The sequence below is a fragment of the Pinisolibacter sp. DMC19 genome (genome assembly GCF_056313985.1).
On record NZ_JBQUZF010000004.1, the window covers coordinates 148,718 to 160,477 of the forward strand.

8 protein-coding genes are annotated in these 11,760 nt (G+C 68.4%); 6 read left to right on the forward strand and 2 right to left on the reverse strand.

Features of this window, described 5'->3' with window-relative positions:
* Positions 1–204 precede the first annotated feature (204 nt).
* The 4 genes from ACT53U_RS11840 (at position 205) to ACT53U_RS11855 (ending at position 7,648) form a co-directional block, all read left to right on the forward strand.
* Positions 205–2,106: a propionyl-CoA synthetase gene (locus ACT53U_RS11840; RefSeq protein ID WP_476155317.1), complete on the forward strand. Its 1,902-nt coding sequence runs from the start codon at positions 205–207 to the stop codon at positions 2,104–2,106.
* 309 nt (positions 2,107–2,415) lie between these two features.
* Positions 2,416–6,531, forward strand: coding sequence for a Pls/PosA family non-ribosomal peptide synthetase (locus tag ACT53U_RS11845; protein WP_476155319.1), 4,116 nt, complete (start codon positions 2,416–2,418; stop codon positions 6,529–6,531).
* Positions 6,531–7,010 (forward strand): GNAT family N-acetyltransferase, encoded by a 480-nt coding sequence (locus ACT53U_RS11850; RefSeq protein ID WP_476155321.1) that lies wholly within the window; start codon positions 6,531–6,533, stop codon positions 7,008–7,010. The genes ACT53U_RS11845 and ACT53U_RS11850 overlap by 1 nt, the downstream gene beginning before the upstream one ends.
* Positions 7,007–7,648, forward strand: a complete 642-nt coding sequence (locus ACT53U_RS11855) for a 4'-phosphopantetheinyl transferase family protein (RefSeq protein WP_476155323.1) — start codon at positions 7,007–7,009, stop codon at positions 7,646–7,648. The genes ACT53U_RS11850 and ACT53U_RS11855 overlap by 4 nt, the downstream gene beginning before the upstream one ends.
* Here the strand turns inward: ACT53U_RS11855 and ACT53U_RS11860 are convergent.
* On the reverse strand, positions 7,635–7,988 hold the full coding sequence (locus ACT53U_RS11860; protein WP_476155325.1) for a DUF6476 family protein: 354 nt from the start codon (positions 7,986–7,988) through the stop codon (positions 7,635–7,637). The two genes, ACT53U_RS11855 and ACT53U_RS11860, sit on opposite strands and share 14 nt — an antisense overlap.
* Before the next feature lie 18 nt (positions 7,989–8,006).
* Between ACT53U_RS11860 and ACT53U_RS11865 the strand changes: the two genes are divergently transcribed.
* Entirely contained in the window at positions 8,007–9,185 is a 1,179-nt protein-coding gene (locus ACT53U_RS11865) for an RluA family pseudouridine synthase (RefSeq protein WP_476155327.1), read from the forward strand.
* A 194-nt stretch (positions 9,186–9,379) separates the two neighbouring features.
* Positions 9,380–10,267: an RNA polymerase sigma factor RpoH gene (rpoH, locus tag ACT53U_RS11870; protein WP_476138334.1), complete on the forward strand. Its 888-nt coding sequence runs from the start codon at positions 9,380–9,382 to the stop codon at positions 10,265–10,267.
* A gap of 7 nt (positions 10,268–10,274) precedes the next feature.
* Here rpoH and ACT53U_RS11875 read toward each other — a convergent pair whose 3' ends face one another.
* On the reverse strand, positions 10,275–11,612 hold the full coding sequence (locus ACT53U_RS11875; protein WP_476155329.1) for a chloride channel protein: 1,338 nt from the start codon (positions 11,610–11,612) through the stop codon (positions 10,275–10,277).
* Positions 11,613–11,760: the final 148 nt, after the last annotated feature.

Genomic DNA, 11,760 nt, shown 5'->3' on the forward strand with positions numbered 1-11,760 from the left:
CGAAGGTCGTAGTCTCTAGCGGTTTTCCCTGACCGACGAAAGTCGTTCCCGAGACACCGCTTCGCGACGTCGATCCGGTACAAGGCGAATTGCCGCGGTAAGCGTAGTCGAACGTAGAATTGCGGGGCAGGCGCGCCGGGTGACAAAGCACTCGCGGAGCCGATCGGGATGCAGCGCGCCACGATCGGAAGCGGAGGAGAGCCCATGACGAGCCGTTACGCCGAAGTCTACCAGAGCTGGAAGACCGATCCGGAAGCCTTCTGGGCCGAAGCCGCGAAGGGCATCGACTGGGTGAAGCCCTGGGACAAGGTGTTCGATCCCTCCTCCGGTCCCTACGGCCGCTGGTTCGTCGGCGCCGAGATGAACACCTGCTGGAACGCGGTCGACCGTCACGTGAAGAACGGCCGCGCGCAGCAGGACGCGATCATCTACGACAGCCCGGTGACGGGCGTGAAGGCCAAGATCACCTATGCCGAGCTGCTGGAGCGCGTTCAGGCGACCGCCGCCGCGCTCGCCGACGTCGGCGTGGTGAAGGGTGACCGCGTCATCGTCTACATGCCGATGATCCCGGAAGCGCTGGTCGCCATGCTCGCCGTGGCGCGTCTCGGCGCGATCCATTCGGTGGTGTTCGGCGGCTTCGCCCCGCGCGAGCTCTCCACCCGCATCGACGACGCCAAGCCGAAGGCGATCATCACCGCCTCCTGCGGCATCGAGGGCAAGAAGGTCCTGCCCTACAAGCCGCTGCTCGACGAGGCGATCGAGCTTTCCGCCCACAAGCCGACCGCGGTCTTCGTCACCCAGCGTCCGCAGGTCGCCGCCGAGTTGAAGGCGCCGCGCGACCATGACCTCGGCGCGTTGGTCGAGACCAACAAGGGCCGCGACGTGCCCTGCGTTCCGGTGCTCGCCACCGATCCGCTCTACATCCTCTACACCTCGGGCACGACGGGCAGCCCGAAGGGCGTGGTGCGCGACAACGGCGGCCATGCCGTCGCGCTCTACTGGACGATGAAGAACCACTACGGCATCGAGCCGGGCGAGGTCTTCTGGGCGGCGTCCGACGTGGGTTGGGTCGTCGGCCATTCCTACATCTGCTACGCGACGCTGCTCTACGGCGCGACCACCATCGTGTTCGAGGGCAAGCCGGTCGGCACGCCCGATCCGGGCACGTTCTGGCGCGTCATCTCCGAGTACAAGGTCTCGGGCTTCTTCACCGCGCCGACCGCCTTCCGCGCGATCAAGAAGGAAGACCCGAACGGCGACTACCTGAAGAAGTACGACATCTCGTCGTTGCGCACCCTGTTCCTCGCCGGCGAGCGCGCCGATCCGGACACGGTGAAGTGGGCGGAAGACCAGACCAAGGTGCCGGTGATCGATCACTGGTGGCAGACCGAGACGGGTTGGGCGATCGCCGGCAACCCGGTCGGCCTCGGCCTCCTGCCGGTCAAGTACGGTTCGCCGACGGTGCCGATGCCGGGCTACGACGTGCAGATCGTCGACGACGGCATGCATCAGGTGAAGCCGGGCGAGATGGGCTCGATCGTCATCAAGCTGCCGCTGCCGCCCTCGTGCCTGCCCACCCTGTGGAATGCCGACCAGCGCTTCAAGGACAGCTACCTGATCGACTTCCCGGGCTACTACAAGACCGGCGACGCGGGCTTCATGGACGAGGACGGCTACCTCTTCATCATGGCGCGCACCGACGACATCATCAACGTCGCCGGCCATCGCCTGTCGACCGGCGGCATGGAAGAGGTGCTCGCCTCGCATCCGGACGTCGCCGAATGCGCCGTCATCGGCGTCCACGACGAGATGAAGGGCCAGATGCCCTGCGGCTTCGTCGTGCTCAAGGCCGGCGTCACCAAGGACGCCGAGACGCTCGAGAAGGAGCTCGTCGCGCTGGTGCGCTCCAAGATCGGTGCTGTCGCGGCCTTCAAGGTGGCGATCACCGTCGACCGTCTGCCCAAGACCCGCTCCGGCAAGATCCTGCGCGGCACGATGCAGAAGATCGCCGATCATCAGGAATGGAACATGCCGGCGACGATCGACGACGCCTCGGTGCTCGAGGAGATCGAGGCGGCGATCCGCGAGCGCGGCATCGGCGTCTGACGGGTAGAGTCCACACGGGACGACACGAAGTTGCGAAAGGGGTCGCGGTTCGCCGTGGCCCCTTTCGTCGTTTCGGGATCGATGCCGTTTTTGTTTTCTCGAATGTAAATCTGTCTCTTTTCAAGCAAAACGGCCTCCTCTAAGAATGCCGCCGTCGGGCATGGGGGGCTTGTCCGGCGACGCTCGGGGGCGACATGCGGGGGCGGTGCGTCGGCATCGATCCGGCGTGGCCGGGCGCTCGGAACCGACCGGGAGGTCGGACCGTTCCGTATTCGGGTCCGCAGCCCTCGCGGACCGGAGCGTCGCCCGATGAACTTCGACAATCTCGACACCCAGGACTCGGCCGCCACGATCGGCGTGGACGCCGCCGCCGATCCCATGACGGCCGGCGGCGGTACGCTGGGCACCGCGAAGCCCGGCACCATCCTGACGGCGCAGGGCGGCGCGCCCTGGGCGGGGCAGGAGGACCGTCTCGAAGACGTCTTCGCGGCGACGGCGCGGCGTTTCGAGGCGCGTCCGGCGGTCGACACCGGCACGCGGGTCTGGACCTACCGAGAGGTCGACGAGGAGGCGAACCGGCTGGCGCGGGTGCTGATGGCGCGCGGCGTGAAGCCCGGCGACCGCGTCGGACTGCTGCTCGACCGCTCGATCGAGACCTATGTCGGGCTTCTCGCGGTGCTGCGCGCCAAGGCCGCCTACGTGCCGCTCGCCACCGCCTTCCCGCCCGATCGCATCGCCTACATCCTGGCGGATTCGAAGATCGGGCTGGTGGTCTCTGTGTCGATGTTCGCCGAGCGGCTGGCGACGATGGGCGTGCCGAGCCTGACGATCGACACGATCGGCGAGGAGATCGCGGCGCAGTCGCCGCTCGCCCCGACGGTCGAGGAGACCGGGCCGGTCGAGGAGACCGTCTGCTACATCCTCTACACCTCGGGCACGACGGGTAATCCCAAGGGCGTGGTGATCGAGCATCCCTCGATCTGCAACTTCGTCCGGGTGGCGGCGGCGACCTACGGCTATCGGCCGGACGACCGCGTCTATCAGGGCATGACCGTCGCGTTCGACTTCTCGGTCGAGGAGACCTGGGCGCCCTTCATGGCGGGCTGCACCATCGTGCCCGGTCCGGCCGGAACGACGCTGCTCGGCGAGGAACTCGCGGATTATCTGCGTTCCCGCGCCATCACCTTCATCGCCTGTTCGCCGACGCTGCTGTCGACGATCGAGAGCGACGTGCCGCTGCTGCGCATCCTGCTGGTCGGCGGCGAGGCCTGTCCGCACAATCTCGTCGTGCGCTGGTATCGCACCGGCCGGCGCATCCTCAATTCCTACGGGCCGACCGAGGCGACCGTCACCGCGACGCTGACCGAGCTCGTGCCCGACAAGCCGGTGACGATCGGCACGCCGCTGCCCTCCTATGCCGCGGTGATCCTGCATCCGACCGAACCGATGCTGATGCCCGACGGCGAGCAGGGCGAGATCGGCCTCGCCGGCATCTGTCTGGCGCGCGGCTATCTCAACCGCGAGGATCTGACGGCGCAGAAGTTCATTCCCGACTTCGCCGGCATTCCCCACAATCCGTCGGCGCGGATCTATCGCACCGGCGACCTCGGCCGCATCAACGCCGAGGGCGAGATCGAGTATCAGGGCCGCATCGACACCCAGGTGAAGATCCGCGGCCATCGCATCGAACTGGGCGAGATCGAATCCGTCCTGCTCGACCATCCGAAGGTGGCGCAGGCGGCGGTCACGACCTTCGAGCCGGTCCCCGGTCAGGTCGAACTCGTCGGCTATTTCGCGCCCAAGACCGGCATCGAGAAGCCGACGAAACAGGACCTCGTCCACGCGCTCAAGGCGCGGCTGCCCGACTACATGGTGCCGGCCTTCCTCGAGGAACTCGACGTCATCCCGATGACCGTCTCCAACAAGGCCGACCACCGTCGCCTGCCGCCGCCCAAGGGGGCGCGGCTGACGTCGGAACGGCCGATGGTCGCGCCCTCGACGCCGACGCAAGAACGGCTCGCCGCGGTGATCGCCGAGGTGCTCAGGCTCGAGGCGGTGTCGGTCGAGGATCACTTCTTCGACGAGCTCGGCGCCAACTCGCTGCTGATGGCGCGGGTGACGGCGAAGCTCCGGGCGCTTTCCGACCTGCCGCCCCTGTCGATGCGCGACGTCTACCTCAACCCGACCGTCGCCCGGCTCGCCGCCCATGTCGACGCGCTCGGCCGCGAGGGCGACATCGCCGAGGTCGAGGAGGCGTTCCACACGCCCTCGGTCCTCTCCTACTGGACCTGCGGCGCGCTGCAGCTCGGCTTCTACCTCGCCTACGGCTGGCTGATGGCCTGGGCGGCGGACATCGGGCTCGAGTGGATCTACGACGTCTACGAGCAGCTGCCGGTGCTCTACATGCGGGCGGTGCTGGTGTCGCTCGGCGGGTTCTTCGGTCTCACGGCCCTGTCGATCGCGCTCAAATGGGCGCTGATCGGGCGCTGGAAGGCGGAGAAGATCCCGATCTGGTCGCTCGCCTATTTCCGCTTCTGGGTGGTCGCCACCATGACGCGGCTGGCGCCGGTGACGATCTTCCGCGGCAGCCCGCTCTATTCGGTCTATCTCCAGCTGCTCGGCGCCAAGCTCGGCCGCAACGTCGTGCTCGAGTGCCGCACCGTGCCGGTGTGCACCGACATGATCTCGATCGGCGACGACACGATCCTGCGCAAGGAGGTCGTGCTGCTCGGCTATCGCGGTCAGTCGAACTTCATCCACGTCGGGCCGATCACCATCGGCGACAACGCCTTCGTCGGCGAGGCGAGCGTGCTCGACATCCACACCGAGATCGGCGACGGCGCCCAGCTCGGCCATGCCTCGTGTCTGCAGTCGGGACAGTCGATCCCGGCGGGCGGGCGGGCCCACGGCGTGCCGGCGGTGCCGACCACGGCCGACTACTGCGCGATCGAGAGCGTGCCGAGCACGCTCCTCCAGCGCACGGTGTTCGAGGGGTTCCAGCTCTTCCTGCTGGTCGCGGTGATGATGCCGACGCCGCTGCTGGCGCTGTCGTGGTGGGAGCATCTCGCCGAGAACAGCGACGACAATCTGTCGGCTTCGGTGTTCTGGGCGTCGCTGGCGGTGGTGTTCGGCTCGCTCGTCGGCTCCTTCGTGGTGGCGACGATCGTGCCGCGGCTCGTCCGGCCGTTCCTGGTGCCGGGCAAGGTCTATTCGCTCTACGGCATCCACCATCTGGCGCAGACGCTGGTGTCGTCGGTCTCCAACTCGCGGATCCTGAACCTGCTGTTCGGCGACAGTTCGGCCGTCGTCCACTACATCCGCGCCATCGGCTGGAAGCTCGGCAAGGTCGAGCAGACCGGCTCGAACATGGGCACCAACCAGATCCACGACAATCCGCTGTTCTGCGAGATCGGCGCCGGCACGATGGTCTCCGACGGCCTCTCGCTGATCAATCTGCACAAGTCGGCGTCGTCCTTCTGCGTGCTGCCGACGAAGATCGGCGACCGCAACTACCTCGGCAACGACATCCACTATCCGCCGGAGGGCAAGACCGGCGCCAACGTGCTGCTCGCCACCAAGGTGATGATCCCGATCGACGGTCCCGTGCGCGAGAACGTCGGCCTGCTCGGCGCGCCGGCCTTCGAGATCCCGCGCATGGTCGACAGCGACAAGGCGCTGATCGGCGCCATCGACGAGGCGACCCGTCTCAAGCGTCTCTCGCGCAAGAACCGGCACAACTTCGCGACCATCCTGATGTTCCTGGCGAGCCACTGGTTCGTGGTGTGGGCGTCGCTGGTGATGTGGGACTACGTGCTCGACTGGTACTACGACAAGGGCGTCGTCGCGCTGTGGGTCGGCTCGGGCGTCGACTTCGTGGCGATGGTGCTGTTCTACGCGCTGATCGAGCGGGCGAGTCTGTGGTTCCGGCCGCTCGCGCCGAAGATCGCGACGATCTACGATCCCTATTTCTGGAGCCACGAGCGGCACTGGAAACTGTCGGATTCGCCGGTGCCGCGGCTCTTCGCCGGCACGCCCTTCCGCTCGATCGTGCTGCGTATGCTCGGCATGAAGGTCGGGCGCATGGTGTGGGACGGCGGTGCCATCACCACCGAGCGCACGCTGGTCGAGGTCGGCGACTACGCCAATCTCAACTTCGTCGCGATCCTGCAGGCCCATTCGCTGGAGGAGGGCGCCTTCAAGTCCGACCGCATCCGCATCGGTCGCGGCGCCACGCTCGCTCCGGCGGCCTTCGTCCACTACGGCACGACGGTCGGCGAGCGGGCGGTGGTGGAGCCCGACAGCTTCCTGATGAAGGGCGAGGCGATCGGCGACTACGAGGTCTGGGGCGGCAATCCCGCCAAGCCGCAGCGCCGCATCGCGCGGCCCTCGGGTGAGATGCCGGGCGAGACGGCGAAGGGGGCGTGATGGGCGAGGGGCGCGTCGTCGTCGAACCGGTCCGGGCGGCCGATCGCGCCGCGCTCGAGGCGCTTTCGACCGCCGAGCGCCAAGCCGACTGGGTCGCCACCAACGCCGAATCCCTCGCCGAGGCCGAACACGATCCCGACGCCCGGCCGCGGGCGATCCGGGCGGACGACCGGCTCGTCGGCTTCCTGATGTACGAGGCGCCGGCGGCCTCCGACACCGCGAAGATCTACCGTTTCATGATCGATCGCGTCGCCCAGGGGCAAGGCCTCGGACGGCGGGCGCTCTCTGCGGTCCTTGTTGAAATATCAGGGCTCGCCCATGTCCGGCGCGTCGAAATCTGCTACATGCCCGAGAACGAGGCGGCGCGACGGCTCTATCGCTCGGCCGGCTTCGTCGAGACCGGACTGGACGAGGACGGCGAACAGATCGCCGTGCTGGATCTCGCCGGCGCGGAAGCGGACCGACGGGAGACGCGATGAGGCGTATCGATCAGTTGTCCCGGGCACTCGGCGCCATCGCGCCGGCCGGTGTCTCGATCGCCGCGGGCACCATCGACATCGACGATTCGCACTATCTACATGCCGACGAGAGGCGCGCCTTCGACGGCGCCAACGCGGCGCGTCTGGCGGCCGGCGGGGCGGTGCGGGCGCTGGCGCGCGAACTGCTCGATGTCCACGGCGTCGCGGCGCCGGTGATCGGTCGCACGCCCTTCGGGGCGCCCGTCTGGCCGAAGGGCATGGTCGGCTCGCTCGCCCACGACGAGGCGACCGCGGTCGCGGCGATCGCCCGGGCCGACCGCATCGGCCTCCTCGGCATCGATGCCGAACCGGCCGAGCCCTTGCCGGAAGAGGTGTGGGATCTGGTACTCGATCCGCGCGACCGCTGGCGCGACGCGCTGTTCAAGGCGCCGGATCGCATCGCCTTCTGTGCCAAGGAGGCGGTCTACAAGGCGGTGCATCCGGTGATCGGGCGGGTGCTCGACTACGAGGACATCCGCGTCGACCTGCCCTCGCTCGCCGCCTGGACGGCGAGTGGGCACCGGCTGTCGCTGCGCGTCCACGAGAGCACGGAGATCGTGGTGATCGCCTTCGCCGAGGCCGACGTCAGCGGGCGTTGAGGTCGAGGCGGCGGATCGCCTTCATGGTGGCGACGTCGACGATCAGCACGGTGGCGCCCTTCGGCCCCTCCATGGTGACGACGAGGCGCTCGCCTTCGAGCCGCGTCGACGTCACTTTCGCGCCTTCGGGCAGCGGCAGTTCGGCGACGACGGGGTGTTCGGCGACGGCGGGCTTCACATCGACGCGGGTGACGCGATAGAAGATCGCGGCGAAGACGGCGACGAAGCCGACCACCATCACCAGCGTCGAGCCCATCAAGAGCCTCTTGAGCCTCGCCTGCAGGCGGAGCTGGGCGGCGTCGAGGGGCTTTTCTTCGTCTTCGAAATTCGGATTGGTCATCGACGCGAGGTCTCGGGCATGACGAGGGAAACTAGACGAGAGCGGTTGGCGCGTCGCGCCGCCGAGCTCGCGGCCGATGCCGCCGGACTTCTCGACGTCGATCCGACCGTCGTGGCGACGGACGATCTCGACGAGGTCGAGGAAGAGGCGGCCGAAGCGCCGGGTGCCGGACCCATCGCGATCACGATCGAGGCGGATGCCCCGGCCGAGCGTCTCGACGCGGCACTGGCGCGGCGTATCCCGTCCCTTTCGCGCTCCAGACTGAAGAGCCTGATCGGCGAGGGCCGGGTCACGCTCGGCGGCGCGACCGTAACCGACGCCTCGCGCAAGATCAACGCGGGCGCCGTCCTGGTGGTCGATCTGCCGGCGCCCAAGGCCGCGGCGCCCGAACCGGAAGACATCCCACTCGACATCGTCCACGAGGACGACGAGGTGGTGGTGCTGGTGAAACCCGCGGGGCTGGTCGTCCATCCCGGCGCCGGCAATTCCACCGGCACGCTGGTCAACGCGCTGCTGCACCACTGCGCCGGCTCGCTCTCCGGCATCGGCGGGGTGGAGCGGCCGGGCATCGTCCATCGCCTCGACAAGGACACGTCGGGGCTGATGGTGGTCGCCAAGACCGACCGCGCCCACAAGTCGCTCGCCGCCCAGTTCGCCGACCACGGCCGCACCGGGCCGCTGGAGCGCGCCTATCACGCGGTGATCTGGGGCGTGCCGAAATATACCGAAGGCACCATCACCACGCAGATCGGCCGCGATCCGCGCAATCGTCAGGCGATGGCGGCGGTGAAGACCGGCGGGCGCGAGGCGATCACCCATTTCAAGGTGCTCGAGGTCTTCGGCAGCCCACGCCCCGGCGCCAAGGTGCGCGAGGCGGAGGCGGGGCCGGTGGCGAGCCTGGTCGAATGCGTGCTGGAGACCGGCCGCACCCACCAGATCCGCGTCCACATGGCTGAGATCGGCCATCCGCTGCTCGGCGACGATCTCTACGGATCGGGCTTCCGCACCAAGATCGAGAAGCTCGAGCGCATCGCCCCCGACGCCGCGGAGGCGCTGAAGGCGCTCGGCCGGCAGGCGCTGCACGCCCATCTCATCGCCTTCGCCCACCCGGCCAACAAGCGCAAGGTGATGCGCTTCGACGAGGACTGGCCGGAGGACATGGACCGGCTGATCGAGGCGCTCAGGGCGCTCGCCTGAGGCGAGCCGCTCGCGCGTTCCTGACGTTCACGTGAACGACCGTGGCCCGAAAGCCGTCGCAATTTTGCCGAAGGTTGCATTATGATCACGGTCACGGCACGCCCGGATCACGGGGTGCCGTCCGCGCGGCTCGCCGATGGTCGGGGGCGGCGCAAGGGGTTCGACCCCGCCACGGATGAAAGGGCGCTGAACGCATGGCCCAGGCTTCTCTCCCCGCGCTCGCCTCGCTCGAAGGCGGCCTCTCTCGCTATCTCGACGAAATTCGTCGCTTCCCCATGCTGCAGCCGCAGGAGGAGTACATGCTCGCCAAGCGTTGGCGCGAGCATCAGGACCCTTCCGCGGCCGAACGGCTCGTCACCTCGCACCTGCGCCTCGTCGCCAAGATCGCGATGGGCTATCGCGGCTACGGCCTGCCGATCGCCGAGGTGATCTCGGAAGGCAACGTCGGCCTGATGCAGGCGGTCAAGCGCTTCGAGCCGGAGAAGGGCTTCCGCCTCGCCACCTACGCCATGTGGTGGATCAAGGCGGCGATCCAGGAATACATCCTGCGTTCGTGGTCGCTGGTGAAGATGGGCACGACCGCCAACCAGAAGCGCCTCTTCTTCAACCTGCGTCGCGTCAAGAGCCAGATCTCGGCGCTGGACGAGGGCGATCTCAAGCCCGATCAGGTCAAGCACATCGCCACCAAGCTCGGCGTCAGCGAAGAAGAAGTCGTCTCGATGAACCGGCGGCTGGGCGGCGACGCCTCGCTCAACGCGCCGGTCCGGGCCGACGAAGAGGGGGCCGAGTGGCAGGACTGGCTGGTCGACCACGCCGAGACCCAGGAGACCGTGCTCGCCGACCGTCAGGAACTCGACGGCCGCAAGGCGCTGCTCGCCGATGCGCTGGGCGTGCTCAACGAGCGCGAGCGCCGCATCTTCGAGGCGCGGCGTCTGGCGGAAGACCCGATCACGCTCGAGGAACTGTCGGTCGAATTCGGCATCAGCCGCGAACGCGTCCGCCAGATCGAGGTCCGCGCCTTCGAGAAGGTGCAGGACGCGGTGATGAAGGGCGCGCAGGCGAAGGCCCTGCCGGCGGCGTGAGAGAGGCTCACGCCTGTCGGTCGGGCGACGTCCGGGCGCGCTTGGGCCGCGTGGCGGGTTGATCCATGAAGGCGTTCGACAGCCCGCGATAGAGCGGCTCCGGCGAGACGAAACGCGACGTGGCCCAGCCGAGGATCGCGCTCGTCATCAGCGGAATGATACCGGCATGGTCGTCGGTCATCTCCATGATGATGACGAAGGCGGTCATCGGCGACTGTACCACGCCGGCGAAATAGGCCGACATGCCGAGGATGGCCGCGAGCCCGTGCTCGCGCCCGCCGACGATCGATCCCAACCAGTCACCGAAGCCCGCCCCGATCGCCAGCGACGGTGCGAAGATGCCGCCGGGGATGCCCGACAGCGCCGTCGTCAGCGTGGCGGCGAATTTTCCCACCCAGAATCCCGGCACGATCTCGCGCCCTTCGATCGCGGCGCGCGCCTGTTCGTAGCCTGTCCCGAAGGTGGCGCCGTCGAACCAGATGCCGAGCGCGGCGACGACGAGCCCGCACGCCGCCGCCACGGCGAGCCGCCGCGGCAGGGCGGAGGATCGCGTCCACGCCGCGATACGACGGGTGCCGACCAGCATCAGCCGGGAGAAGATCCCACCCGCCAGACCGCCGAGGATGCCGACCAGCCCGACCGCGATCCAGTCGGCGGGTCGGATCACGCTGACCGTGGTGTGGCCGAAGTAGCTGTAGTCGCCGACGATGGCGAGCGAGACGAGGCCGGCGATGATCACCGCATAGAGCACCAGGACGTGGGTGCGTTGCTCGAAGGCCCGGCTCATCTCCTCGATGGCGAAGACGATGCCGGCCAGCGGCGTGTTGAAGGCACCGGCGATGCCCGCCGCCGATCCCGCCAGGATCAGCGCCCGCTCGCGCTGGATGCCGGCGAGGCGCGCCGTGGCGAGCATGATGCCGGCGCCGATCTGGACCGTCGGTCCCTCGCGGCCGACCGATGCACCGCAGACGAGACCGAAGACCGTCAGGACGATCTTGGTCGCCCATACCCGTGTTCCCAGCAGCCGATCGCGTCCCCGCGACGACCGCATCTCGCTCGCCGCCGCCGCCTGCGGAATGCCGCTGCCTCCCGCCGCCGGCGCCACGCGATGGGTGAGGAACGCACAGACGACGAAGCCCGAGGGCGTCACCACGAAGGGCACCCACCAGGCGGTCGCCAGCAGATGGCCGCCGACCATCTGAGCGAGATCCGAGAGCTTGGCGAAGGCGATCGCCGCCAGACCGACGGCGAGTGCACCGGTCCAGAAGGCGAGCCGCCGCCGCCACACGCGCATGGAGAGGAGGCGGGCGGCGAAGCGCAGGCGGCCGAGATCGGGAGGCACCATCGGTGAATGCCGTCGGGTTGTCGCCGACGCGCACCGGCCGACGGAGTTGACATCGGAAGATGTTAGCCGGCCTCGCCGGCCTCACGCCAGCTTTTCCGCCGGGACCCTCCCGTGCAGCGAGGTTGACACGTCCCCCGCCGCCGGGCAT